Annotated in this window: 25 protein-coding genes; 9 read left to right on the top strand and 16 right to left on the bottom strand. The window is 68.0% G+C overall.

All coding sequences use genetic code 11. The features are described from left to right. The first annotated feature begins 117 nt into the window (after nucleotides 1-117). Both EO081_RS02560 and EO081_RS02555 read left to right on the top strand, forming a co-directional pair. On the top strand, nucleotides 118-1,785 hold the full coding sequence (locus tag EO081_RS02560; RefSeq protein ID WP_165284454.1) for a M28 family metallopeptidase: 1,668 nt from the start codon (nucleotides 118-120) through the stop codon (nucleotides 1,783-1,785). Nucleotides 1,786-1,932: 147 nt separating this feature from the next. After that, nucleotides 1,933-2,559 carry a YitT family protein gene (locus tag EO081_RS02555; RefSeq protein ID WP_129340368.1) on the top strand — a complete coding sequence of 209 codons (627 nt, stop codon included), beginning with the start codon at nucleotides 1,933-1,935 and terminating at the stop codon, nucleotides 2,557-2,559. A 40-nt stretch (nucleotides 2,560-2,599) separates the two neighbouring features. Here EO081_RS02555 and EO081_RS02550 read toward each other — a convergent pair whose 3' ends face one another. The 4 genes from EO081_RS02550 to trmD form a co-directional block, all read right to left on the bottom strand. Beyond that, the gene (locus tag EO081_RS02550) at nucleotides 2,600-3,628 is read right to left on the bottom strand and encodes an aspartate-semialdehyde dehydrogenase (protein WP_129340367.1); all 1,029 of its coding nucleotides are present in this window, start codon (nucleotides 3,626-3,628) and stop codon (nucleotides 2,600-2,602) included. Between the two features lie 64 nt (nucleotides 3,629-3,692). After that, entirely contained in the window at nucleotides 3,693-5,948 is a 2,256-nt protein-coding gene (locus EO081_RS02545; RefSeq protein ID WP_375781647.1) for a S9 family peptidase, read from the bottom strand. 204 nt (nucleotides 5,949-6,152) lie between these two features. Further along, nucleotides 6,153-6,539 (bottom strand): 50S ribosomal protein L19, encoded by a 387-nt coding sequence (rplS, locus tag EO081_RS02540; protein WP_125959757.1) that lies wholly within the window; start codon nucleotides 6,537-6,539, stop codon nucleotides 6,153-6,155. Between the two features lies 1 nt (nucleotide 6,540). Next, nucleotides 6,541-7,272 (bottom strand): tRNA (guanosine(37)-N1)-methyltransferase TrmD, encoded by a 732-nt coding sequence (gene trmD / locus EO081_RS02535; RefSeq protein ID WP_129340365.1) that lies wholly within the window; start codon nucleotides 7,270-7,272, stop codon nucleotides 6,541-6,543. A 28-nt stretch (nucleotides 7,273-7,300) separates the two neighbouring features. Between trmD and EO081_RS02530 the strand changes: the two genes are divergently transcribed. Next, nucleotides 7,301-8,230 carry an NAD(P)/FAD-dependent oxidoreductase gene (locus EO081_RS02530; protein WP_129340364.1) on the top strand — a complete coding sequence of 310 codons (930 nt, stop codon included), beginning with the start codon at nucleotides 7,301-7,303 and terminating at the stop codon, nucleotides 8,228-8,230. Here the strand turns inward: EO081_RS02530 and EO081_RS02525 are convergent. The 6 genes from EO081_RS02525 to ffh form a co-directional block, all read right to left on the bottom strand. Further along, complete coding sequence (locus tag EO081_RS02525) at nucleotides 8,227-9,480, bottom strand: sulfotransferase family protein (RefSeq protein WP_129340363.1); 1,254 nt, start codon at nucleotides 9,478-9,480, stop codon at nucleotides 8,227-8,229. The two genes, EO081_RS02530 and EO081_RS02525, sit on opposite strands and share 4 nt — an antisense overlap. Before the next feature lie 120 nt (nucleotides 9,481-9,600). Next, nucleotides 9,601-11,091: a phospholipid carrier-dependent glycosyltransferase gene (locus EO081_RS02520; RefSeq protein ID WP_129340362.1), complete on the bottom strand. Its 1,491-nt coding sequence runs from the start codon at nucleotides 11,089-11,091 to the stop codon at nucleotides 9,601-9,603. 87 nt (nucleotides 11,092-11,178) lie between these two features. Further along, complete coding sequence (rimM, locus tag EO081_RS02515; RefSeq protein ID WP_240697595.1) at nucleotides 11,179-11,640, bottom strand: ribosome maturation factor RimM; 462 nt, start codon at nucleotides 11,638-11,640, stop codon at nucleotides 11,179-11,181. A 31-nt stretch (nucleotides 11,641-11,671) separates the two neighbouring features. Further along, nucleotides 11,672-11,821: a hypothetical protein gene (locus tag EO081_RS16730; protein ID WP_165284452.1), complete on the bottom strand. Its 150-nt coding sequence runs from the start codon at nucleotides 11,819-11,821 to the stop codon at nucleotides 11,672-11,674. 74 nt (nucleotides 11,822-11,895) lie between these two features. After that, a complete protein-coding gene (rpsP, locus tag EO081_RS02510; protein ID WP_183947807.1) occupies nucleotides 11,896-12,279 on the bottom strand; it encodes a 30S ribosomal protein S16 in 384 nt (127 codons plus the stop codon). 77 nt (nucleotides 12,280-12,356) lie between these two features. Next, nucleotides 12,357-13,859 (bottom strand): signal recognition particle protein, encoded by a 1,503-nt coding sequence (gene ffh, locus EO081_RS02505; RefSeq protein WP_129340360.1) that lies wholly within the window; start codon nucleotides 13,857-13,859, stop codon nucleotides 12,357-12,359. 217 nt (nucleotides 13,860-14,076) lie between these two features. Here ffh and EO081_RS02500 point away from each other — a divergent pair, with 217 nt between their 5' ends. Then, complete coding sequence (locus EO081_RS02500) at nucleotides 14,077-15,732, top strand: putative bifunctional diguanylate cyclase/phosphodiesterase (RefSeq protein WP_129340359.1); 1,656 nt, start codon at nucleotides 14,077-14,079, stop codon at nucleotides 15,730-15,732. Here the strand turns inward: EO081_RS02500 and EO081_RS02495 are convergent. Then, the gene (locus tag EO081_RS02495) at nucleotides 15,707-16,285 is read right to left on the bottom strand and encodes a DUF924 family protein (RefSeq protein ID WP_129340358.1); all 579 of its coding nucleotides are present in this window, start codon (nucleotides 16,283-16,285) and stop codon (nucleotides 15,707-15,709) included. The genes EO081_RS02500 and EO081_RS02495 overlap by 26 nt on opposite strands. Between EO081_RS02495 and mtaB the strand changes: the two genes are divergently transcribed. Genes mtaB through EO081_RS02480 form a run of 3 tightly spaced genes read left to right on the top strand, consistent with a single transcriptional unit; the run spans nucleotide 16,284 to nucleotide 19,098 of the window. Continuing rightward, nucleotides 16,284-17,531, top strand: coding sequence for a tRNA (N(6)-L-threonylcarbamoyladenosine(37)-C(2))-methylthiotransferase MtaB (gene mtaB, locus EO081_RS02490; RefSeq protein WP_129340357.1), 1,248 nt, complete (start codon nucleotides 16,284-16,286; stop codon nucleotides 17,529-17,531). The two genes, EO081_RS02495 and mtaB, sit on opposite strands and share 2 nt — an antisense overlap. Continuing rightward, the gene (ftsY, locus tag EO081_RS02485) at nucleotides 17,528-18,463 is read left to right on the top strand and encodes a signal recognition particle-docking protein FtsY (protein ID WP_129340356.1); all 936 of its coding nucleotides are present in this window, start codon (nucleotides 17,528-17,530) and stop codon (nucleotides 18,461-18,463) included. Before mtaB ends, ftsY begins: the two co-directional genes overlap by 4 nt. Then, complete coding sequence (locus EO081_RS02480; RefSeq protein WP_129340355.1) at nucleotides 18,460-19,098, top strand: septation protein A; 639 nt, start codon at nucleotides 18,460-18,462, stop codon at nucleotides 19,096-19,098. The genes ftsY and EO081_RS02480 overlap by 4 nt, the downstream gene beginning before the upstream one ends. A 314-nt stretch (nucleotides 19,099-19,412) precedes the next feature. Here the strand turns inward: EO081_RS02480 and EO081_RS16725 are convergent, their stop codons facing one another. From EO081_RS16725 to pspF, 5 genes are all read right to left on the bottom strand, one after another. Then, nucleotides 19,413-19,550: a hypothetical protein gene (locus EO081_RS16725; protein ID WP_165284450.1), complete on the bottom strand. Its 138-nt coding sequence runs from the start codon at nucleotides 19,548-19,550 to the stop codon at nucleotides 19,413-19,415. An 8-nt stretch (nucleotides 19,551-19,558) separates the two neighbouring features. Further along, complete coding sequence (locus tag EO081_RS02475; RefSeq protein WP_125959769.1) at nucleotides 19,559-19,747, bottom strand: hypothetical protein; 189 nt, start codon at nucleotides 19,745-19,747, stop codon at nucleotides 19,559-19,561. A 61-nt stretch (nucleotides 19,748-19,808) separates the two neighbouring features. After that, nucleotides 19,809-20,021: a cold-shock protein gene (locus tag EO081_RS02470; protein ID WP_129340354.1), complete on the bottom strand. Its 213-nt coding sequence runs from the start codon at nucleotides 20,019-20,021 to the stop codon at nucleotides 19,809-19,811. Between the two features lie 242 nt (nucleotides 20,022-20,263). After that, nucleotides 20,264-20,875: a superoxide dismutase gene (locus EO081_RS02465; protein ID WP_129340353.1), complete on the bottom strand. Its 612-nt coding sequence runs from the start codon at nucleotides 20,873-20,875 to the stop codon at nucleotides 20,264-20,266. 129 nt (nucleotides 20,876-21,004) lie between these two features. Next, on the bottom strand, nucleotides 21,005-22,042 hold the full coding sequence (pspF, locus tag EO081_RS02460) for a phage shock protein operon transcriptional activator (RefSeq protein ID WP_129340352.1): 1,038 nt from the start codon (nucleotides 22,040-22,042) through the stop codon (nucleotides 21,005-21,007). 171 nt (nucleotides 22,043-22,213) lie between these two features. Between pspF and EO081_RS16720 the strand changes: the two genes are divergently transcribed. Together EO081_RS16720 and pspA are read left to right on the top strand one after the other, a co-directional pair. Then, entirely contained in the window at nucleotides 22,214-22,360 is a 147-nt protein-coding gene (locus EO081_RS16720; protein WP_165284448.1) for a hypothetical protein, read from the top strand. Between the two features lie 73 nt (nucleotides 22,361-22,433). Next, the gene (gene pspA, locus EO081_RS02455; protein WP_129340351.1) at nucleotides 22,434-23,099 is read left to right on the top strand and encodes a phage shock protein PspA; all 666 of its coding nucleotides are present in this window, start codon (nucleotides 22,434-22,436) and stop codon (nucleotides 23,097-23,099) included. Nucleotide 23,100 lies beyond the last annotated feature (1 nt).

The raw sequence follows: 23,100 nt of genomic DNA, 5'->3' as shown, positions 1-23,100 counted from the left end.
GCGCTTCTCCTGCACCCGTTTACTGCACCACCTCGACATTGTGCGCCGGTTGAGCATCAATGTCGAAGGGGCATGCGTCCCCTGCCATCGTCGCTTCGCCAGGAGTCGTTCCCGCCCATGTCCTTCCGTTCCCCGCGTCCTTCGCTGCGCCTCCTTGCCCTCGCCGCGCTTGTCGGCACGTCTTCCGCGGCGATCGCGGCGCCCGCCAAGAAGCCCAGCTTCGACGTCGCGCGCGTCACCAACGACATCAGGACGCTGTCCAGCGACGAATATGAGGGTCGCGGTCCCGCCACCCGCGCCGAAACCAAGACGATCGAGTACATCGCCGCGCAGTTCAAGGCAGCGGGGCTGAAGCCTGCCGGCGACAAGGGCAGCTGGTTCCAGGACGTGCCGCTGCTGCGCTCCGACATCGTCGGCACGCCCAGCCTGTCGATGGCGATCGGGGGCACCAGCAAGCCGCTGACGCAGGGCAGCGAGATCGCGGTGCGCGCCGCCTCGACCGGCCAGACCTCGGTCCAGCTGAACGCGGCGCCGCTGGTGTTCGTCGGCTATGGTGTGAAGGCGCCCGAGCGCAACTGGGATGACTTCAAGGGCGTCGACCTCAAGGGCAAGATCATGGTCGTGCTCGTCAACGACCCCGATTTCGAGGGCGGCGAAGGCGATTTCGGCGGCCGGCTGATGACCTATTACGGCCGCTGGACGTACAAGTACGAGGAAGCCGCGCACCAGGGCGCCGCCGGCGTGCTGGTGATCCACGAGAGCGAGCCCGCCTCCTATGGCTGGGCAACGGTCAAGAACTCCAACACCAACACCATGTTCGACATCGTCCGGGCGAACCCGGCGGCCGCGCACACGCCGATGGAGGGCTGGATCCAAAAGGATCTCGCCGCCGACTTGTTCAAGGCGTCGGGCACCGACTTCGAGGCCGCAAAGGCCGCGGCACGCAAGGCGGACTTCCGCCCCATGCCGCTCAAGGCGACGATGACCGCCAGCTACCAGGTGAAGCCGGAGATCATCACCTCGCACAATGTCGCCGGCATCCTGCCCGGCAGCCGCCACCCGGACGAGACCGTGATCTATTCGGCGCACTGGGATCACCTGGGCATCGGCGCTCCGGATGCGAAGGGCGACACAATCTACAACGGCGCGCTCGACAATGCGTCGGGCACCGCCGCGCTGATGGAGCTCGCCCGCGCCTATGGCACGGGACCCAAGCCTGACCGGTCGATCCTGTTCCTGGCGGTGACGGCGGAGGAAAAGGGGCTGCTCGGCTCGGAATATTATGCCGACAACCCGCTCCGGCCGCTCGCCACCACGGTGGGCGCGATCAACATGGACGGTCCGTTCGCGATCGAGAAGACGACGGACTTCAGCATCTCGGGCGCGGCCAAGCTCGACCTGCTGACCATGCTGACCGAGGAAGCCGCCAAGTTCGGCCGCCACTACACGCCCGAGGCACGGCCGGAAGCGGGCAGCTTCTATCGCTCCGACCATTTCCCCTTCGCCAAGCGCGGCGTGCCGGCCATCTCCTATGATGCGGGCCAGGAACTGGTGAACGGCGGTGCCGCGCGCGGCAAGGAACTGAGCGACCTCTACACCCGCGACCGATACCACCAGCCCGCGGACGAATATGATGCGAGCTGGAACACCAGCAGCTGGGAGGGCGACCTCACCCTGCTCTACAATCTCGGCGATCGCTTGGCGAACGGCCGGGCCTGGCCGAACTGGTCCGCCGACAGCGAGTTCCGCGCCACCCGCGAGGAGACCGCATCCCAACGCAAGTAAGACCGTGACGGGGAGCGGCTGGGCCACGCTTCCACCGGCTCCGGTGGCACGTCCCATGGACGCAGCGCCGAGCCGGCGATAGGAGCCGCGTCAAGACAAGCACATCAGGAGAGGCATGACCTGCCGAGGCCCCATTCGGAGCCCTTGATGACGTTTGCCCGCCGCCCTTCCCCTCCCGACGGCATCCCGCACAGCAGTGCGGAGGATCTCTATGCGATGTTCGTCGGCTGCACGCTTCTGGTGCTGGGACTGGTGTTCCTGAAAGCGGCGGGGCTGGTGACGGGCGGCATCGCGGGCATCGCGCTGCTCGTCTCCTATCTGGTGCCGCTTCCCCCGGGCGTCCTGTTCACCATCATCAACCTGCCCTTCTTCGCCTTCGCCTGGAAGGTGATGGGCGCGCGCTTCACGCTGCGCTCGATCGCGGTGAACGCGGGCATCGCGCTTTTCTCGGCGATCCGCCCCTATGCCTTTGAGGTCGGCACCGTGCATCCGTTGTTCGCAGCGCTCGTCGGCGGGACCGTGATCGGGATGGGGATCCTGTCGCTCGCCCGCCATGACGCCGCCGTGGGCGGCACCGGTGTGCTGACGCTCTGGCTGCAGCGCGAACGCGGCTGGAACGCGGGACGCACCCAGATCGCCCTCGACGTGGTGATCCTCGCGCTGGCGATCCCGGTGGTGTCGGCCGAGCAACTCGGCTGGTCGATCCTGAGCGCCGCGGCAATCAGCGGCATCCTGATCGCCTGGCATCGGCCGGGCCGCTACACCGGCTATTGAGCGACTGGCCGCCCGGCGCGGAGCCGGGGCGGCCAGAGTATCAGGCGGCCTTCTTGAGGTGCCGGCGGCCGAGCAGCTCGGCGATCTGCACCGCGTTGAGTGCTGCGCCCTTGCGCAGGTTGTCGCTGACGCACCACAGCGCCAGACCGTTCTCGACAGTCGAGTCCTCGCGGACGCGGCTGATATAGGTCGCGAACTCGCCGACGCATTCGATCGGCGTGATGTAGCCGCCGTCCTCGCGCTTATCGACCAGCATGACGCCGGGCGCCTCGCGCAGGATATTCTGCGCTTCCTCGGCCGAGATCTCGTTCTCGAACTCGATGTTGATCGCTTCCGAATGGCCGACGAACACCGGCACGCGGACGCAGGTGGCGACCACCTTGACCTTGGGGTCGAGGATCTTTTTGGTCTCCACGACCATCTTCCACTCTTCCTTGGTCGACCCGTCGTCCAGGAAGCTGTCGATGTGCGGGATTACGTTGAACGCGATCTGCTTGGTGAACTTCTTCGCCTCGGCCGGGTCGCCGACAAAGATGTTGCGGCTCTGCTCGAACAGTTCGTCCATGCCCGCCTTGCCCGCGCCGGACACCGACTGATAGGTCGCGACGACGACGCGCTTGATCTTGGCGGAATCGTGCAGCGGCTTGAGCGCCACCACCATCTGCGCGGTCGAGCAGTTCGGGTTGGCGATGATGTTCTTGGCGCGGTAGCCGTCAATCGCCTCCGGGTTCACTTCCGGCACGATCAGCGGCACGTCCGGGTCCATGCGGTAGAGCGACGAATTGTCGATCACCGTGCAGCCGGCGGCGGCGAACTTGGGCGCATAGACCTTGGTCGCGTCCGATCCGATCGCGAACAGCGCCATGTCCCAGCCGGTGGGATCGAAATGCTCGATATTCTGGATCTTGTACTGCTTGCCGGTCTCGCCGAAGTCGACCGTGTCGCCGACCGACCGCGACGAGGCGAGCACCGCCAGTTCGTCGATCGGAAACTCACGCTCCGCCAGGATGTTGAGCATCTCCCGCCCGACATTCCCGGTCGCGCCTGCGACCACCACCCGATAGCCCATCACTCACTCCACTCGCATTGTCGCCGCGGCGCTAGACCTTCTCCAGCGCCGCGGCAACCAAGCGTTACTTTGCTGCCGTGTTCTGCGGCTTTGGCGCAACAACATTGCGATCAAGGAACGACAGGATCGTCTTCCACAGGTGCTCGCTGGCGCCCGGCCCGCCCACCCGATGGGTGTTGCCGGGGTAGAACATCATCTCGAACGGCGTGGCCGTCCGCTGCATCTCCGCCGCGAACAGCGTCGAGTTGTCGAGGAAGACGTTGTCGTCCGCCATGCCGTGGATCAGCAGCAGCGGATCGCGGATCTTCGACGCCTCCGTCACCACGCTCGAGGAAGCATAGCTCTGCGGATCGGTGCGCGGATCGCCCAGGTACCGCTCCGTATAGTGCGTGTCGTAGAGACCCCAGTCGGTGACCGGCGCGCCCGCGACGGCCGCGGCATAGACCCCCGGCGTCTTCTCCAGCATCTTGAGCGACAGATAGCCGCCATAGGACCAGCCATAGGTCGCGATCTTGGCCGGATCCACGAAAGGCAGCGTCTTGAGGTAGTTGGCGCCCGCAAGCTGGTCCTCGACCTCGACGGTGCCCATCGCGTGATAGATCTGGTTCTCGAACGCCGTGCCGCGATTGTACGAGCCGCGGTTGTCGATCTGGAAGAAGATCCAGCCTTGGTCGACCAGATACTGCGGCAGCGCGCCCTGCCAGCCGCGCGTCACCTGCTGGCCGGTGCCGGGGCCGCCATAATGCTGGAAGAACACGGGGTATTTCTTGCCCGGCTCCAGCGGCGGCGTGATCATCTCCCAGTGCAGCGTCGAGCCGTCGGCCGCCTTGACGGTGCCGAACTGCGTCTCGCGATGGCTGGCTGCGAACGGATAATAGGGGTGGTCCGGGCCGATCGCGTTCTCGTTGATCCAGGCGATCCGCTTGCCCGTGACGTCGGCCAGATAGACCTGCGCCGGCTGGGTGGGGCTGGAGCGCGTGATCAGGAAGCGGCTCGCAGCCCCGTCCATGGTGGCGCCGTTCCACCAGCCCTTTTCGGTGAGCCGGGTGACGTTGCCCGGCCGCTTGAGGTCGAGTGCGTAGAGATGCTGCTCGAGCACGTCGTCCTTGTTGCCGGTGAAGAACAGCCGGCCCTTCGCCTCATCGAAGCCGACCAGCGACTGGACTACCCAGGGCCCCTTGGTCAGCTGCGTCCACTTGCCCGCCTTCCAGCGGTAGAGATGGCCGAAGCCGTCGCGCTCGGACCGCCAGATGAGGCTCCCGTCCTTCATCACGCGATAGGCGTCGGACAGGTTGATCCAGCTGCGCTCGCCCGCGGTCTCGGTGAACAGCACGGTCGACTTGCCGGTGGCAGGGTCCACCCGCAACATGTCGAGCCGCTTCTGGTCGCGGGTCTGGCGCTGGACCAGCATCGCCGAGCCGTCCGGCAGCCAGTCGACGCGCGCGAGGTAGATGTCGGGATCGCTCCCCAGGTCGACCTTCACCCTGCCCGAGCCGTCCGGCTTCATGACGTACAGGTCGACCAGGGCGTTGGGCGTGCCCGCCGCCGGATAGCGCTGGTCGTAGACCTTGGTGCCGGTGGCGCCGATCGCGGCCCGGCTGAACACCTTCACCGGCGCCTCGTCGAACCGCTCGACCGCGATGTAGCGCTCGTCGGGCGACCACCAATAGCCGGTGGAGCGGTGCATTTCCTCCTGCGCGACGAACTCCGCCTCGCCGAAGTGGACGGTGCCCGCGCCTTCGGTGGTCACCGCCTGCGCCACGCCGCCTGCGAGTGGCTGCACAAACAGGTTCTGGTCGCGCACGAAGCTCACGAAGCGGCCCCTGGGGCTCACCAGCGGGTTGAGCTCGCCTGCCTGGGTCTCGGTCAGGCGGCGGACCTGGCCGTCGAGGGTTGCCAGGAACAGGTCGCCGTCCAGCGGCACCAGGATCGACTGGCCGTCGGGTGCGAAGTCATAGGCGACGATGCCCCGCGATCCCGCAATGCGCGCGCGCTCGCGCTGCATCTTCTCGGCTTCCGAAAGCTCGGCGCCCGAACCCACCTTCTTGGAATCGACCAGCATCCGCCATTCGCCGGTGGTCGCGTCCATCGCCCACAGGTCGAAGCGCTCCTTCTCCTCCGGGCGGTTGCGCAGCACCGTCACGAAGCGACCGTCGGGCGAGATCTGCAGGTTGCGCGGCGCGGTGCCGTTGAGGTCGGGGCTGCCAAACACGCGCGCGAGCGTCAGCGTCTGCTGCGCGTCCTGTGCCGCCTGCGTCGCCGCCGCCGGCTGTGGCGATCGGGCCAGATCAGCAGCCATGGCAGCGGTTCCGCTCGTCATCATGGCAACGCCCAACACCCATCTCAACATCCCGTCGCGTCTCCGTGGAACCCGCCTGCGGACGCAGGCGACGGCCGCGTTATCGCGGGCAAGTCCCGCGGGGTAAAGCGTTGGTTGGCGGCGAGAACTCCGCGCGCACGCAAATGGGGCGCGGAAGGCTGTCGCCCTCCACGCCCCCAAAGCGGACCCGATGGGTGCCGGCCGTTACTCGGCGGCAGCAGCCGTCGGGCGCGGGTCGCGACGCTCGGCGATACGCGCCGACTTGCCGGTGCGGCCACGCAGGTAATAGAGCTTCGCACGACGCACCACGCCGCGACGCACCACTTCGACCGAGTCGATGTTGGGCGAATACAGCGGGAAGACGCGCTCGACGCCCTCGCCGAAGCTGATCTTGCGGACGGTGAAAGACGAGCCCATGCCCTTGTTCGAGCGCGCGATGCACACGCCCTCGTAGTTCTGGACGCGGGTGCGCTCGCCTTCGACGACCTTCACGCCGACGCGCAGCGTATCGCCCGCGCGGAATTCCGGAATCTTCTTCGCCTCGTTGAACTTGGCGATCTGCTCGGCTTCGAGCGTCTGGATGAGGTTCATGTCAGTCTTCCTCGTCATGTCGCCGCGCGCCAGAGGGAGGTCGGACCCGAGCGCCCTCATGGCGCTCCCACAGATCCGGCCTCCGTAGCCGTGTATCGACCTCAGCCCTGTGCTTTCGCCAGGCCGCGATCTTCGCATGATCCCCCGATCGCAGCACTTCGGGGATCGTGCGCCCTTCCCATGTGACTGGTCGGGTATATTGCGGGTATTCGAGCAGCCCCGTTTCGAAGCTCTCGTCATCCCCGCTGGAAGCGGCGCCCATTACGCCGGGAAGCAGCCGAATGCAAGCATCGAGCAGCACCAGCGCCCCCATCTCACCCCCCGACAGGACATAGTCACCGATCGACACCGGTTCGATGTCGCGCGCCTCGAACAGGCGTTCGTCATAGCCCTCGAACCTGCCGCACAGCACGGTGACCCCCGGCCCCTGCGCTAGTTCCCGCACCCGCTGCTGGTCGAGCGGACGACCGCGCGGGCTCATCGCGATCACCGGCCGGTCGTCGGCAACGCTGTCAAGCGCGGCGGCGAGCACGTCGGCACGCATCACCATCCCGGCCCCGCCCCCTGCCGGCGTGTCGTCGACCGAGCGGTGCTTGTCGGTGGCGAAGTCGCGGATCTGCACCGTCTCCAGCGACCAACGTTCCTCGCGCAGCGCGCGCCCGGCAAGCGAAGTGCCGAGTGGGCCGGGAAACATCTCCGGGTAAAGCGTTAGGACGGTAGCGGTGAAAGACATGCCCGCCCCATTGACCGATGGAGACAGGATGACAAGTTCCGAGACGCAGCCCGACGACTGCATCATCATCGGCGCCGGCCCCGCCGGCCTCACCGCCGCCATCTATCTGGCCCGCTTCCACCTTTCGATCCGGCTGTTCGACTGCGGCTCCAGCCGCGCGGCGATGATCCCGTGCACGCGCAACCATGCGGGCTACCCCGAAGGGATCAAGGGCACCGATCTGCTCCGGCTGATGTATGCCCAGGCCAAGCGCTACGGCGCCCACCGGGAGCTTGCGGAGGTCACCGCCCTTTCGCGCGACGAGGACGGGTTCGCCGTGCGGATCGGCGATCGGATCGCGCGCGCCCGCACCGTGCTGCTGGCGACCGGCGTGGTCAACCACCGGCCCAGGAGCCTCCCCGACGACGTCCACGACGCCGCGCTCGCCCGCGGTCTGCTGCGCTACTGCCCGATCTGCGACGGCTACGAGGTGACCGACAAGCGCGTGGGCGTGATCGGCACCGGCGATCACGGCATGCGCGAGGCGCTGTTCCTGCGCGGCTACACCCGCGACGTGACGCTGATCGCGCCGGACGCGGAGCACGGGCTGGACGACGCCTGCATGGCCAAGCTCGATGCCGCCGGGATCCAGCGGGTGGACGGGCCCTGCGGCGGCTTTGCGATCGAGGGCGACCGGCTGGCGCTCGACACTGCCGGCGGGCGCATGGCGTTTGACAGCGTTTATCCCGCGCTCGGCTCCCGCATCCGCTCGCATCTCGCGGTGGAGGCGGGCGCGCGGGCGAGCGAGGACGGCTGCCTGGAGGTCGACGACCACCAGCGCACCTCCATCCCGGGCCTGTTCGCCGCGGGCGACGTGGTGAAGGGTCTGGACCAGATCAGCCACGCGATGGGCGAAGCCGGCGTCGCCGCCACCACCATCCGCAACACCCTGAGCGAGCAGTCCCCGCTCTGGCGCTAACCCAGGGCGTGCAGCTTGCCGGACGCGGCGCCCTGCGCACCGTGCACCGCCCGCGCGACTTCGGCCTCGCTCAGGCCGAAGTCGCTGAGTGCGTAACGGTGGCGCGTCAGCCGGCGGTGCCGCCGCTGATCCAGGTAGCGCTGCATGCGGCTCCGCACGGCCTCCGTCAGCGGCAGGCCGAGCATGCGATAGACCCGCTGCATCTCCCGCTCCCAATCCTCGCCGATCGCATCGAAGCCGACGTCGACCTGCGGCACGTCCGCCGCGGCCCGTGCGGCCTGCATCCGCCGCTCCCGCAGCGCCACCTTGCGGACCCACTCCGCTCCGATCCAATGGCGATCGACGTCGTCCGACTGCACGCGCATCTGGCTGTGCACCAGCGATGCCGACGACGCGACCACGGCCGATGCCCGCCGGTCGAGGCACACGAGCCGTGCGTCCGGAAAGACGGCAAGCAGCGAGTCCAGATCCTGCGCGAACTGGGGAAGCTTGAGCACCCAGGGGCGGTCCTCCCGCGCCTTCCTGAGCCATGCCACCGTCTGCAGCAGCCGCTTGAACTCGGCGTAGACGGGCCGGGTGTCCATCGCCTCGCTGACGGCGGCAAAGCTCGGGATGCGCCACTGCGCCTCGAACGCCGCGCCGAAGATCGAGACGTTGTGCAGCCCGATCTCCTCGTCGGCCGCCTCCAGGGCGGTCGGGTGGATGATGCGGAACTCCGGGTTCAGCCACTCCGCACAACGCAGGCCGATCCATGCGCGGACCCGCCGGTCATCGAGCCAACGGCGGTGGGTGATCGGCACCGGGTTCCAGCTTTCGAAGAAGCGGGTGTGCGCCAGCCGGGGGTCGCAGGCGAGCAGCCGCTGCATGCGCGTGCTGCCCGAGCGCATCTGTCCCAGCACGATGATCGGCCGGGGAATAGGTCGGTCGAGGATCTCCGGATGCCGCCGCCAGAGTGCGTGGACGCGCGCCCGATCAGCAAGGGCCGCGACCAACTGGCCATAGGCGATCACCGTTCCGAGCGGCGTCAACGCCGCCTCTTCCCGCAGCGCCTGGGTGAGCCGCTCCAGCCGGTCGTTCCAGCCGCTGCCGCTTCCCAGGTCGTGCAGGCCGGTTCGCGCGCGGGCGACGGCAATCAGCTGATCCGGCTCCAGAACGGGCCGCGAAAGCCAGCCCCGGCTCCACGCCTTCTCCAGCAGCCCGCTCACGAGGGCGTTGCGGCGGTGCTGCGCGGCAAGGGCGACGAGTTCCAAGCGAGAGATCTCCGGCAGCCAAGATCGAGGGCCCTCGTTGGCAAACAGGAAGAACCCGCCAGCCAGCGACTAGTGCCACACGCCGCTTTTACGGGCTTGTCCACCCCTGGATAGCCCGCGCTATCCGCGGCGTTGCGCGTGCTGCGTCCGCAGGTAGAGCGACAGGATGCCCGAGGGCGACTGCATCCGGCGATAGGCGTTGCGCTCCGCCCAGCCGCGTAGCGGCGCATCCAGGCCTCCCGGAGCAGCGGGGGTCGACCGCGCCTCGCCGCCCGTCACGATCGCGGGCGGCGGCGCGCTGTTCAGCACCCGGTCCAGGCTTTCGCGCGTGACCATGTGCATCCGCTGCTCCTCGGCCGGGGTGGCGAGCCCACGCATGCGGAACAGGAACGGCCCCATGGCGAAGCGCGGGTCGATGTCGAGCTTGCCGCCCGCGAACCGCTCCGGCGACAGGCTGACCGCCATGCCCGGCATCCCGCTGTCGTCCAGATGCTCCCCCAGCCAATCGCCGTCGGCGACCGCGAACAGGATTGGGGAACCTCCCCTCAGCGCCGCGATCGACTCGCTGGTCGTCCGCCAAAGCCCCAGGACCAGGGTTACGGCCAGCACCAGCCGCAGACTCCTGCGCGGTGCGATGGGCCCATGGATCGCGCCGAACCGCACGAACAGCGGCGGCAGGATCGGAATGACATATTGGCGGAAGCTAGGCTGCGGCAGCATCGCGGCGATGCAGCCGGCGATGATCAGCCAGTCGAGCGCGACGCCATGGCGATCCCCCCCGTGGCGGAACCGCCGCCAGAGCACCAGCGCGAGCACCACCAGCGCCGGCCCCTGGACCAGGAACCAGGCGAGCCGGCCGAGCGTCGTCGGGAACTCGAGCATGTGCGCCTGCTCGTTGAGCATCCGCCATTGCTGGGGTGCCACCAGCGAATATTCGAAGACGCCGAACAGGAAGCTCTCCGGCGCGACCGCCAGCAGCACCAGCGTCGGCACCACGCCCACCGCGCCGCCCAGCGCATAAGCGGTGACGCTGCGGAAGCGGTCGCGGCGCCCCTCGTACAGCATCACCGCGAACAGCACCCCGGCCGGCACGATGTAGCTGATCTTGACCGACACGGCCGCGCCGAAGGCGAGCCCGGCCAGGAAGATGCGCCACGTCGGACGGATCCGCAGGTGCGTGTCGACCAGCAGCCAGATGCCCAGTGCCTCGAAGAACACCGGCAGCGCGTCGTTGCGCGCGACGCCGCCGGCGAAGATCATCGCGTCGCACAAGGCGAGCATGACGGCAGCGGCGAGTGCCCGGCGGGGGCTTCCGCCCGCTCCCTTTGCGGCCAGGTAGACGAACAGGACCGCGCCGGCGGCAACCACGGCGTTGGCGAGCCGCAGCGACAGGAACAGCCAGCCCTCCTCGACAAAGGCGAATGGCGCGAGAAGAAAGGGCTGCAGCGGCGTCTGCAGGTACATGAAGTCGCGGAACGGCAGCCCGTAACGCATCAGCTCCACGGCCGCGACATACTGGCTCTCGTCGCGGTTGAGCGGCAGTACCAGTGCGGCAAGCACGAACAGCATCAGCGCTGCCAGGAGCAGCAACGGGGCGGGTTTGCGGAGCATCGTGCGCGGCCTAGCCAGCGGGCGCAGGGGCGGCAAGCGACGAATTATGACAGATTCGCAACAGCTTGACCGACCGTCACGTGCGCCTCAGGCCTCGATGAAGGCTGTCGTGACCACCAGTCGCTCGGCATTCCATTCCGGAACCGCGTCGGCCCGCATCGGAACCATGAAGCGCTTGCCCGTCGGACGCTCGATTTCCAGCACGTCGCCCGCGCCGAAGTTCTCGACGGCGACCACGGTGCCGAGCGGCTCGTCCGTGTCGGAGAATGCCGCCAGGCCGATCAGGTCGGCATGATAATATTCGCCTTCCTCCAGAGGAGGCAGGCTGTCGCGCGGCACCCACAGCTGGGTACCCCGCAACGCCTCGGCCGCATCGCGCGAGGAAACCTCGGCGAAGCGGGCGATGGCGCCATTGTTGCCCGGCCGAACCGATCGGAGCGTCAAGGCGCCGCCGTTCAGCACCGTGTGCGCGCCCAGGTCCTCGGCGAAGACCTTGAGCCGCACCTCGCCCGCGACGCCATGCGCGCCAATCGCGACGGCGAGCACCACCCGGCGCTCGCCATCGGCGCCCGCCTTCGCCTCAGGCGTCGGGAGATCCGTCGCCGCCGCCGGGGGCGTCGTCGGCACCCTCCGCGGGATCGGGCGTCGAGACGCCGGTGTCCGCCCCGGCGTTCGGGGACGACGAGTCGTCATGGTCGTTGGCGCCGTGCTGTTCGGGGTCGATGGTCATCGTGCCGCTCCTTCTGCCGGCCCGCCCCTTGCAGGCGGGTTCGGCAGAAGAAACGCGCGAACGCCCGTTTGGGCTCAGGCCTCGGCAGTCTCGGCCGGCGCCTCGGCAGCGGCAGCCGCCTCGGCCGCCTTGGCTGCACGCTCTTCAGCGCGCTCGGTGGCCTTTTCGCCCGGCTTGCCCTTGTTCGGGTTGTTGCGTGCGGTGCGCTCCTTGACGCCGGCGGCATCGAGGAAGCGGAGGACGCGGTCGGTCGGCTGCGCGCCGACGCTCAGCCAGTGCTTCGCACGCTCGGTGTCGAGCACGACGCGCTTCTCGTCGTCCTTGGCGAGGAGCGGGTTGTAGGTGCCAACCTTCTCGATGAACTTGCCGTCACGCGGGCTGCGCGCGTCGGCGATCACGATCCGGTAGTAGGGGCGCTTCTTGGAGCCACCGCGCGACAGACGCATGCTGATTGCCATGAGATTTCCTTCTTCTTTCTACTCGTAGCCGCGGCGATCGCCGGGCCGTTGGGTTGCTGATCGCTCCTGGGGAGCGCTCACTTCTTCTTGATCAGATTCTCGAAGCCAGGGGGCAGCTGCATGCCGCCCTTGCCGCCGGGAAGCCCCGGAAGGCCGCCGCTGCCGCCGGCCTTGCTCATCATGTCGCCAAGCTCTGCGCCGCCGAGCGCATTGCCCAGGCCGGCCATGCCGCCTCCCGGACCGCCCTTGCCCAGCATCGCCATCATGCCCTTCAGACCGCCCATCTTCTTGAGCTTCTTCATGGCCGTGGACATTTCCTGGTGCATCTTCAGGAGCTTGTTCACATCCTGCACCGTGGTGCCGGACCCCTTGGCGACGCGGATCTTGCGCTTGGCGTTGAGCAGTTCGGGCTTGGAACGCTCCTTGGGCGTCATCGACGTGATCATCGCGTCCATGCGCAGCAGGATCTTTTCGTCGACCGCGCCGGAGGCCATCGCCGCCTGCGCCTTCTTCATGCCCGGGATCATGCCGGCCAGCGCGCCCAGCCCGCCCATGCGGCGCATCTGCTGCAGCTGCGCGCGCAGGTCGTTCATGTCGAACTGGCCCTTGGCCATCCGATTGGCGATGCGCTCGGCATCCTCCGCCTGGATGCTCTCGGCGGCGCGCTCGACCAGCGACACCACGTCGCCCATGCCGAGGATGCGGCCCGCGACGCGCTTGGGGTGGAACGGCTCGATTGCGTCGAGCTTTTCGCCGACGCCTGCGAACTTGATCGGCTTGCCGGTGACCGCGCGCATCGAGAGCGCCGCACCGCCGCGGGCATCGCCGTCCATGCGGGTCAGGATCACGCCGGTCAGCGGCACCTGCTCGGAAAAGCTGGTCGCGACGTTGACCGCGTCCTGGCCGGTGAGCGAGTCGACCACCAGCAGCGTCTCGTTCGGACGGGCGATGTCGGACACCGCCTTCATCTCGTCCATCAGCGCCTGGTCGACGTGGAGGCGACCGGCGGTGTCGAGCATCACCACGTCGAAGCCCTGGAGCTTCGCCGACTGGAGCGCGCGCCGGGCGATGTCGACCGGCTGCTGGCCCTGCACGATCGGCAGCGTCGCCACCTCGACCTGGGTACCCAGCACCGCCAGCTGCTCCTGCGCGGCCGGCCGATTGACGTCGAGCGACGCCATCAGCACCTTCTTGCGCTCGCGGCCCGACAAGAGCTTGGCGAGCTTGGCCGTAGTGGTCGTCTTGCCCGAGCCCTGGAGACCGACGAGCATCACCACCGCAGGCGGGGTGACCGCGATGTCGAGCTCGGCCGTGTCCGGCCCCAGCATGTCGACCAGCGTGTCGTGGACGATCTTGACGACCTGCTGCCCCGGCGTGACCGAGCGCAGCACGTCCTGGCCGATCGCGGCCTCGGTCGCCTTGTCGACGAAGGCGCGCGCGACCGGAAGTGCGACATCGGCCTCCAGCAGCGCCACGCGCACTTCGCGCATGGCGGTACGCACGTCGGCTTCAGTCAGCGCACCACGGCCCCGCAGGCGATCGAAGACGCCTCCCAGCCGGTCGCTCAAGCTATCGAACACGTACCTGCTCCACTTCCACATCCTCCGTCCGGCGCCCAAGCAAAACACGCCGGCGGACGAAACCTCGTCGGCCGGCGTCGCCCGTGGGCGGTCGCATGGATGCCGTCCTTTTGAGGAACGACACGGGGCCGATAGCCGATTGCGCCGAAGTGGGCAAGACTTGCGAGGAAGCCGCAGGATTTAACCCGATCTACACACCTGTCGCGGACAAGGAGTCATGCGCTCCCGGCTTCCTCTCGGCACGATCTTCGGCACCGGTCGTTCGGGCAGGCTGCGTCCTTCCTCGGACGCCCTGCTGCTGGGGATTGGCATCGCCTCGCTGCTGCTCCTGGTCGGGATCGGCAGCACCCTTCTCGCCAGCACGCTTGGAGTTTGGCTGGGGGGCGGACCGCCGCCGCAGCGACTGCTCGTCGTGGCGCTGCTGCTCAACCTCGCGCTGATGCTGCTCGGCTGGAATCGCCACCAGGCCCAGCGCGCGGCCGCACAGGCCCAGGAGGCCGCCGAAGAACACGCCCGGGCGCTGGCAGCCCCCGACCCGCTGGCGATCCTGCTGGATCGCAAGGATTTCGCCTCCGAAGGCGCCGCAATGATCGAGCGCGCCGGCCGGTCGCGTGGCGCGGTCGCGCTGTTGCTGATCGACCTCGATCATTTCAAGGCGATCAACGACATGCACGGCCAGCCGGCGGGCGACGTCGTGCTTCGTCACGCGGCGACCGCGATGATCGAGACCATGCCGCCCGGCAGCCGCATCGCGCGCATGGGGGGCGACTCCTTTGCCTGTGCGCTGTCGATCGCGCCTGCCCAGCCGGCGCAGATCCAGAGACTCGCCGAACGCCTGCTGGCCCGCCTCTCGCAGCCGGTCGACGTGGGGGGCCTGCGCTGTCAGGTCACCGCCTCGGTGGGGGTCGCATGCTCCGGCGCGGATTGCCCGTCCATCAAGGCGCTGATGCGCGCCGCGGACATCGCGCTCTATACGGCCAAGCGGAATGGCCGCGATCGCTTCGCCTGGTTTGATCGTTCCATGGAGCGCGAGCTGCACAGCCGAAACGACCTGGAAGAGGCGCTGCGCATCGCCATCCCGCAGGGCCAGATCCTCCCCTTCTTCGAACAGCAGATGGACCTCGCGACCGGCGACCTCGACGGGTTCGAGGTGCTCCCCCGCTGGCAGCACCCGGCGCGCGGCTTGCTGGAGGGCGAGTCGTTCCTGCCGCTCGCCGAGGATACCGGCCTCATCGCCGACCTTTCCCTGTCGCTGATGCGCCAGGCGTTCGACGCCGCCCGCGATTGGGACCCGTCGCTGTGCCTCTCGATAAATCTGTCGCGCTGCCAGCTGCGGGACGCCTGGCTTGCGCAGAAGATCCTGAAGCTCCTAACCGAGACCGGCTTCCCGGCGCACCGCCTTCAGGTGGAGATCACCGAGAGCGCGCTGTTCGACAACCTGCCGCTGGCGCAATCGATCATCGGCAGCCTGAAGAACCAGGGCGTGCGGGTCGCGCTGGACGATTTCGGCACCGGCTATTCGAGTTTGGCCCACCTGCGCGCGCTGCCGCTCGACCGGATCAAGATCGATGCCGGCCTCGTCCAGTCTATGGCCGACAGTGCGGACGCCACCGCCATCGTCAACGCGATCGCGCGACTGGGAGAGAGCCTGAACCTGCCCGTGACTGCGCAGGGCGTGCCGAACGAAGCCGTCGAGGCGCGCTTGCGCGGGATCGGCTGCGCCAAGGCACAGGGGCTGCGCTACGGGCCGCCGCTTTCCACTGCGGGCGTACGCCGGATGCTCGCCGAGCGTCGTCAGCTCGTCGCGCGCCCTGCCCCGGACGCGCCTGCACAACCCCCGCTCGACCTTACCAACCAGCGCCTGGTTGGCTGAGATAGGCCAGTTCCTCCCGCGTCGAGTCGCGTCCCAGCGCGACGTTGCGCGACGGAAAGCGACCGAAGCGCTCGATCACGTCGGCATGGGCCTGCGCAAACGCCAGGTTCGCCTCCAATCCCGTTTCGGAGAAGCAGCGCAGGGCGAAGCGTTGGACGCCGCGATCCTCCGAATGCATCAGCGGCATGTAGAGAAAGGCCCGACACGGCGACTCTAACTTCGGCGCAAAGCCTGCTGCGATGCCCGACAGCGCCAGTTCCAGCCCGAGCGGATCGGCCGCGAACGCCGCTCCCGATCCGCGGTAGAGGTTTCGCGAGAACTGGTCGACCAGCAGGATTGCCGCCAGCAACCGCTCGGGCGTATCGCGCCATCCTTCCGCATCCGTCGCGACCACCGCATTCCGCAAGGCGCCGAACCGCTCGCGAATGGCCGCATCCAGCGCGTCATTCTTGGCGAAATGCTGCTCCGGTAAGAGTTCCTCGAACCAGAAGTGCAGCACGGCGTCCGCCGCGCGTTGGACTTCGTCCGGTCCCGCCCCTAGATCAGCCGCCATGCCGCCCCCTTCTTCCGCGTTGCCCGAGGTGATTTCGCTCGGCTGCCGGCTCAACATCGCCGAAAGCGAAACGATCCGCACCCTGTTAGGGCGCAGGGATGCGGTAGTCGTCAACAGCTGCGCCGTGACCAACGAGGCGGTCGCCGGCACCCGCCGCGCGATCCGCCGCGCGCGCCGCGAACGGCCGGGCGCGGAACTGATCGTCACCGGTTGCGCAGCGCAGATCGATCCGCAGGGCTTCGCCGCCATGCCGGAGGTGGACCGTGTGGTCGGCAACGCCGACAAGCTGCTGCCCGAGGCTTGGGCCGCTAGCGAACCAGTCCGCGTGTCCGACTGGGACGCCGTCCGGCGGGACGCGCCGCACCTCGCGCCCGCCTTTGCCGCGCACGTCCGCGCTTTTGTCGAGGTGCAGAACGGCTGCGACCATCGCTGCACCTTCTGCGCCATCCCCTTCGGCCGCGGCCCCGCCCGCTCCGCGCCCGCCGGCGCGGTGGTCACGCGCGTGGCCGAGGTGGTGGCCGCCGGCCATCGCGAGGTGGTGCTGACCGGCGTCGACCTCACCAGCTACGGCCAGGACCTGCCCGGCCGGCCGAGTCTCGGCAAGCTGGTCGAGCGCATCCTCACCCATGTGCCGGCGCTGGAGCGCCTCCGCCTGTCGTCGCTCGACTCGATCGAGATCGACGACCGGCTGATGGCGCTGCTCACCGGCGAGCCGCGCGTGCTGCCGCACGTCCACCTCTCGCTCCAGGCCGGCAACGACCTGATCCTCAAGCGGATGAAGCGCCGGCACCTGCGCGCCGATGCCGTCGCGATGGTCGCGCGGCTGAAGGCGGCGCGGCCGGAGATCGCGATCGGCGCGGACCTCATCGCCGGCTTCCCGACCGAGGACGACGCGATGTTCGCGGATACGTTGGCGCTGCTCGACGATTGCGACATCGTGCACGCGCACATCTTTCCCTTCTCGCCGCGCGCAGGAACGCCCGCGGCACGCATGCCGCAGGTGAACCCGGCCGTGGCGCGGGAGCGCGCGGCCCGGCTGCGCGCCCGCGCGGCCGAGCGCCACACGGCGTGGCTGCACCGGCTGGTGGGTACGCGGCAACGCGTTCTAGTGGAACGACCCGGCGACCGCGGCCATGCGGAAGCCTTTGCGGAAGTAGGATTGGATCGAACAATGCAGGCAGGGACCATCGCCGACGTAGCGATCATCGCCGTCGAGCAGGACCGGCTGGTGGGAGTGGCGGCATGAGCGCATCGTGGCACGAACGGCTGCTCGGGGGTTTTCGCAAGACCTCCGACCGGCTGATGGGCAACCTCGCCGGCCTCTCGGCCGCGCGGCTGGACGAGGAGACGCTCGACGAGATCGAGGAGGCGCTGATCGCCTCCGATCTGGGGCCGGAGACGGCCGCGCGCGTCCGCGCCCGGCTCGCCGAAGGGCAGTATGAGCGCAACATGGAGGAGCTCGGCATCCGCCTGGTCGTTGCGGAGGAGGTGGAGCGCTCGCTCGCCAAGGTCGCCAAGCCCCTGGAGATCGAGGCGTTTCCGCGCCCGCAGGTGATCCTGGTGATCGGCGTCAACGGATCGGGCAAGACCACCACCATCGCCAAGCTCGCCAAGACGCTGGTCGAGCAGGATTACGGCGTGATGCTCGCCGCCGGCGATACCTTCCGCGCAGCCGCGATCGGCCAGCTCAGGACCTGGGCCGAGCGGATTGGCGTGCCGATCGTCTCGGGCGCCGAGGGCGGCGACGCCGCCGGCATCGTCTATGAGGCGGTGAAGCAGGCGACCGCCACCGGCATCGACGTGCTGATCGTCGACACCGCCGGTCGCCTCCAGAACAAGCGCGAACTGATGGACGAACTCGCCAAGATCCGTCGCGTGCTCGGCCGCCTCAACCCGGAGGCGCCGCACGACGTGGTGCTGGTGCTCGACGCCACCACCGGCCAGAACGCGCTAAACCAGATCGAGGTGTTCAAGGAGACCGCGGGCGTCACCGGCTTGGTGATGACCAAGCTCGACGGCACCGCGCGCGGCGGCGTGCTGGTCGCGGCCGCCGAGCGCTACGGCCTGCCCATCCACGCGATCGGCGTCGGCGAGACCGCCGACGACCTGCGCGGCTTCGATGCCAACGAGGTGGCGCGCATCATCGCCGGCGTCGACCAGGGGAGGAACCTGCGATGAGCACGACCGCTCCTGCGAAGGAGGCCAGCCCTGGTCTGCGCATGGCGCTCGACTATGGCCCGCTGGCGGTGTTCTTCGCCGCCAATCTGCTCGCCGGCAAGCTGCACCTGCCCAACATGGTCGACAGCCTGGCGCGCGTGCTGATCGCGACCGCCGCCTTCATGGTGGCGACCTTCGTCGCGATCCTGGTGTCGCACATCAAGACGGGCCGCATCTCGCCGATGCTGTGGATCACCGGCGGGCTGGTGCTCGTGTTCGGCGGGCTGACGCTCTATTTTCGCGACGACACCTTCATCAAGGTGAAGCCGACGATCGTCTATGCGATGTTCTCCGCCATCCTGGGCTTTGGCCTCGCCACCGGTCGCCCGCTGCTCCAGTCGCTGCTGGAGGGGGCCTATCCGGGTCTGTCCGCCGAGGGCTGGCGCAAGCTGACGATCAACTGGACCGGCTTCTTCGCCGGCATGGCCGTGCTCAACGAACTGGTCTGGCGCAACACCAGCTGGGACTTCTGGGTCGGGTTCAAGCTCTGGGGCGCGGTGCCGCTGACGCTGCTGTTCGCGATCGCCAACGTCCCCATGCTGCTGCGCCACGGCCTCACCACGGAAAAGGAGGCCCCGGTTCCGCCCGAGGGGTAAGGGCGCTTCCCTGCCCCTTCCCTGTCCTGCTGACGCGAGTCAGCACCCATACGCGCAACGCAACGGGCTCAAGCGGCAGCGGCAATGGATCGGTGGCTCTTGCGCCCCCTGCGAACGACACAATCGTATCTGCGCAGGCAGGGATCCAGGGCCAAGCAGAGCAACGGCTTGCAAAGCTTTGAAACCCTAGGGTCCTGCCTCCGCAGGAAGACGGCGAAAGGATGCGTCGCAGCCTCGCTTTCGTCGGCATGGCCGCCCCAGCCAACACCTCACACAAACAAAAAGGCGCGCCGGGGACGGCGCGCCTTTTTGGTTCATCCGAGCACTTCGCGAACTGCGGCACGGGCGATCGCCTGCATCTGGCGATCCGCGGCCGACATGCGGCGGGCCGTGACGACGGCGGCTTCGGGAATGGGGAAACTGGGATTGTTCTGGCTGGTAAAAAACTTCACTCGGTATCCTAAAGGACGGGGACCGGCCCGGCACCTTCGCGTTCGGCGCGGAGCTTGTCGACGCGTTCTTGGCGCTCCGCCATCGCCACCCAGGCCGCTTCGGCCCGAAGACAACGGTCGCGCACCATGTCCAGAGTCGCGGCTTCTGCATCGGCATGGGCCTGTGCTGCATGCTCACGATAGCTTAGCTGTGCCACGGACGGGTCTCCCGTAAAGAGCACGGCGGCGCCGGATGGCGCCGCCGGGTCGCCGCCCGACTTAGTCGGCCGGCTGAAGGTTCACCGCAGCCATCTTGCCGCGGCGATCCTGCTCCAGCTCGTACGAAACGCGCTGGTTCTGGTTGAGGGTGATCATGCCGGCCCGCTCGACCGCCGTGATGTGGACGAAGGCGTCCTGGCCACCGGTATCCGGCGCGATGAAGCCATAGCCCTTGTCGGCGTTGAAGAACTTGACGGTGCCGAGAATGCTCATGGGTAGTTCCTTCTTGTCGGCGCCCCCGCGTGTCGGGAGCGCTTGCGCTCAAACACAGGGAAAGAAGGAAGCGGGAGCCGCAAAGCGCCGAAAACCGTCAATATGCGACTGTAGCAGCACCTATATGGCAGATCGGGGCAAAAATAACAAGGTCGGCTCCGCAAGAATTTTCCGGGGCCATCGGCATGTACGGCCGGGCCGTCGAAAACAAAGGGCGGGAAGTTTCCTTCCCGCCCCTTGGTTCATGCCTTGGCTGCTTCGTAGCGCTGATTTGCCACGTCCCAGTCGACGACATTCCACCACGCCTTCAGATATTCGGGTCGGGCGTTGCGATAGGTGATGTAATAGGCGTGTTCCCATACGTCGTTGCCCAGGATCGGGGTGCCCTTCACCGGGGCGACGTCCATCAGCGGATTGTCCTGGTTCGGGGTCGAGGTGATGGCGAGCTCGCCGTCCTCGCCCACGATCAGCCACGCCCAGCCGGAACCGAACTGGTTCGCACCCGCGGTGTTGAACTGCTCCTTGAACGCGTCGACCGAGCCGAACTTGGCGTCGATCGCGTCCTTGAGCGCGCCGGTCGGCTGCGAGCCGCCGCCCTTCATCGTCTTCCAGAAGAAGTCGTGGTTCCAATAGCCGCCGCCGTTGTTGCGCAGCTTGGCCGGCGCGCCCGACATGTTGGCCAGGATCTGCTCGATCGTCTTGCCCTCAAGGCTCGGGTCCTCTCCGATCGCCTCGTTCAGCTTGTCGGTATAGGCCTTGTGGTGCTTGTCGTGGTGGAGCGTCATCGTCTCCTTGTCGATGGTCGGCTCCAGCGCGTCATAGGCGTAGGGCAGCGGCGGAAGTTCGAAAGCCATGACGGTTCCTCCTTGATGGATTTTGCGATGTCGAACGCGGGCGCGACCGGATGGCTCCGGTCGTTACGGTCGCGTTCTAGGTAAGCTGCGGTGCGCCGTGCGCAACCTCCGATCGGTGCATCGCGTACGTCATCCGCCGCCCTGCCCCAGCAGATTATGCCGGCGCAACGCATGGCGCAGTTGGTCGTAGCTCAGCCCCAAGGCCTCGGCCGTGGTCCGCTGGTTGAACCGGTTCTCGGCAAGCGCCCGCGACAGCAGCTCGCGCTCGAAGCGGTTGACCCGCGTCTTGAAGTCGGCCGGCTCGAACCCGTGCTCCGCCGGCACCTCCGGCGTCGAGGCAGGAGCCGGCTCCGCCGCGGGAGGAATCTCCGATGCGGGCGCCTGGCCACGGGGACGATAGGGGGATGCGAAGGGATCGATCTCGATGCCATCGATCGGCCCCGGCCGCTCCCAGCGGTAGACGGCGCGTTCCACCACGTTGCGAAGCTCGCGCACGTTGCCGGGCCACGGATGGCTGGTGAGCGCATCCAGTGCCGCGGGACCGAAGCCCGGCCACACCTCCCGCCCGATCTCGGCTGCCATGCGGCGGCCGAAGAACTCAGCGAGCACCGGAATGTCGCCGGCGCGGGCGCGCAGCGGCGGCAGCGTCACCACCTCGAACGACAGCCGGTCGAGCAGGTCGGCGCGGAACGTGCCCGCCGCCACGCGATCGGGCAGATGCTCGTTGGTTGCCGCAACGATGCGGACGTCGACATGGACCGGCCGCGACGACCCGATCCGCGTGACCTCGCCATACTCGACCGCACGGAGCAACCGGTCCTGCGCCGCCATCGACAGCGTGCCGAGTTCGTCCAGGAACAAGGTGCCGCGATCGGCTTCCTCGAACCGCCCCGCCCGCGCCTTGGTGGCGCCGGTGAAGGCGCCCGCCTCGTGCCCGAACAGCTCGGCCTCGATCAGCGTCTCCGGAAGGGCCGCGCAGTTCATCACCACCAGCGGCTGGTCCCAGCGCGGCGACAGGCGGTGCAGACGCTCGGCCACCAGCTCCTTGCCGGTCCCGCGCTCGCCGATCACCAGCACCGGGCGATCCAGCGCCGCCGCGCGGCTGGCCCGTTCCAGCGTGTCCAGAAAGGCCGTCGATTGGCCGATGACTTGGGTCGTGCGCTCCATACCGGAAGCTTGGCGCAGTTTCCCAACTGTTAGCAACGGATTTGTTGCCGGCCGCCGGCCGTCATCGCACATCCCGCGGTTTTCCGCCGTTTTCGGAAATTGGCACGGGTCCTGCAAAGCAATGGACAAGCCCGGCAACCGGGCAGCACAACAGGTTCAGGGAGCATGACGATGACGACCTACAACGCAACGAGCCTCAGCCGGACCCTCGCCAGCCTGATCGGCGCCTTGGTCCTCAGCACGGTGACGCTGGCGGCAACGACCAGCACCGGCCCGGCCCAGGCTTTCGCAGCATCCGCCGGCCCCGCGATCGCGTGACCGACGGCGGGCCGGGGCGGGATGTTGCCCCCTCGTCCCGGCCCAACCGGAACACACACAGGAGTTTGAATCGATGGGTATCTTTTCCCGCACCCGAGACATCATCGCCGCCAACGTCACCGATCTGCTCGACAAGGCGGAAGATCCCTCCAAGATGATCCGCATGATCATCCTTGAGATGGAGGAGACGCTGGTCGAGGTTCGGGCTTCCGCGGCGCGCACCATCGCCGACCAGAAGGAGATGCGTCGCCACATCACCAAGCTGCAGGGTCTGCAGGAAAGCTGGACCGAAAAGGCCGAGCTCGCCCTGTCGAAGAACCGCGAGGACCTGGCCAAGGCCGCGCTGATCGAGCGCAAGAAGGCCGCCGACATGGTCGAGCAGCTTTCCGGCGAGATCCGCGTCCTGGACGACTCGCTGCGCGGCTCGGAAGAGGACATCGCCAAGCTGCAGAACAAGCTGCGCGAGGCGCGTACCCGCCAGAACGCGATCATGACCCGGCTCGAAAGCGCCAACAACCGCAGCCGCCTGCGCGAGATGTACGCCGGCTCCAAGACCAACGAGGCCTTCAGCCGCTTCGAGGTTCTGGAACGCCGCGCCGACCTCGCCGAGGGCCGCGCCGATGCGCTGGGCATGGGCCAGGTGAAGACGCTGGAGGAAGAGATCGCCGAACTCCAGTCGGCCGAGAAGATCGACGCCGAGCTCGCCGCGCTCAAGGCGCGCATGAACAAGGAGGGCTGAG

It is taken from the genome of Sphingomonas desiccabilis (assembly GCF_004135605.1).
In the GTDB taxonomy this organism is placed as follows: Bacteria; Pseudomonadota; Alphaproteobacteria; order Sphingomonadales; family Sphingomonadaceae; genus Sphingomonas; species Sphingomonas desiccabilis.
The sequence above is the reverse complement of the archived record's forward strand: the minus strand, read 5'-3'. Positions and strand labels throughout refer to the sequence as shown.

Coding starts and splice junctions, on each gene's coding strand:
- EO081_RS02560 (WP_165284454.1), top strand. CDS start 118: ATGTCCTTCCGTTCCCCGCGTCCTTCGCTGCGCCTCCTTGCCCTCGCC.
- EO081_RS02555 (WP_129340368.1), top strand. CDS start 1,933: ATGACGTTTGCCCGCCGCCCTTCCCCTCCCGACGGCATCCCGCACAGC.
- EO081_RS02550 (WP_129340367.1), bottom strand. CDS start 3,628: ATGGGCTATCGGGTGGTGGTCGCAGGCGCGACCGGGAATGTCGGGCGG.
- EO081_RS02545 (WP_375781647.1), bottom strand. CDS start 5,948: ATGACGAGCGGAACCGCTGCCATGGCTGCTGATCTGGCCCGATCGCCA.
- rplS (WP_125959757.1), bottom strand. CDS start 6,539: ATGAACCTCATCCAGACGCTCGAAGCCGAGCAGATCGCCAAGTTCAAC.
- trmD (WP_129340365.1), bottom strand. CDS start 7,272: ATGTCTTTCACCGCTACCGTCCTAACGCTTTACCCGGAGATGTTTCCC.
- EO081_RS02530 (WP_129340364.1), top strand. CDS start 7,301: ATGACAAGTTCCGAGACGCAGCCCGACGACTGCATCATCATCGGCGCC.
- EO081_RS02520 (WP_129340362.1), bottom strand. CDS start 11,091: ATGCTCCGCAAACCCGCCCCGTTGCTGCTCCTGGCAGCGCTGATGCTG.
- EO081_RS16730 (WP_165284452.1), bottom strand. CDS start 11,821: ATGACCATCGACCCCGAACAGCACGGCGCCAACGACCATGACGACTCG.
- rpsP (WP_183947807.1), bottom strand. CDS start 12,279: ATGGCAATCAGCATGCGTCTGTCGCGCGGTGGCTCCAAGAAGCGCCCC.
- EO081_RS02500 (WP_129340359.1), top strand. CDS start 14,077: ATGCGCTCCCGGCTTCCTCTCGGCACGATCTTCGGCACCGGTCGTTCG.
- mtaB (WP_129340357.1), top strand. CDS start 16,284: ATGCCGCCCCCTTCTTCCGCGTTGCCCGAGGTGATTTCGCTCGGCTGC.
- EO081_RS02495 (WP_129340358.1), bottom strand. CDS start 16,285: ATGGCGGCTGATCTAGGGGCGGGACCGGACGAAGTCCAACGCGCGGCG.
- ftsY (WP_129340356.1), top strand. CDS start 17,528: ATGAGCGCATCGTGGCACGAACGGCTGCTCGGGGGTTTTCGCAAGACC.
- EO081_RS02480 (WP_129340355.1), top strand. CDS start 18,460: ATGAGCACGACCGCTCCTGCGAAGGAGGCCAGCCCTGGTCTGCGCATG.
- EO081_RS02470 (WP_129340354.1), bottom strand. CDS start 20,021: ATGAGCATTCTCGGCACCGTCAAGTTCTTCAACGCCGACAAGGGCTAT.
- EO081_RS02465 (WP_129340353.1), bottom strand. CDS start 20,875: ATGGCTTTCGAACTTCCGCCGCTGCCCTACGCCTATGACGCGCTGGAG.
- pspF (WP_129340352.1), bottom strand. CDS start 22,042: ATGGAGCGCACGACCCAAGTCATCGGCCAATCGACGGCCTTTCTGGAC.
- EO081_RS16720 (WP_165284448.1), top strand. CDS start 22,214: ATGACGACCTACAACGCAACGAGCCTCAGCCGGACCCTCGCCAGCCTG.
- pspA (WP_129340351.1), top strand. CDS start 22,434: ATGGGTATCTTTTCCCGCACCCGAGACATCATCGCCGCCAACGTCACC.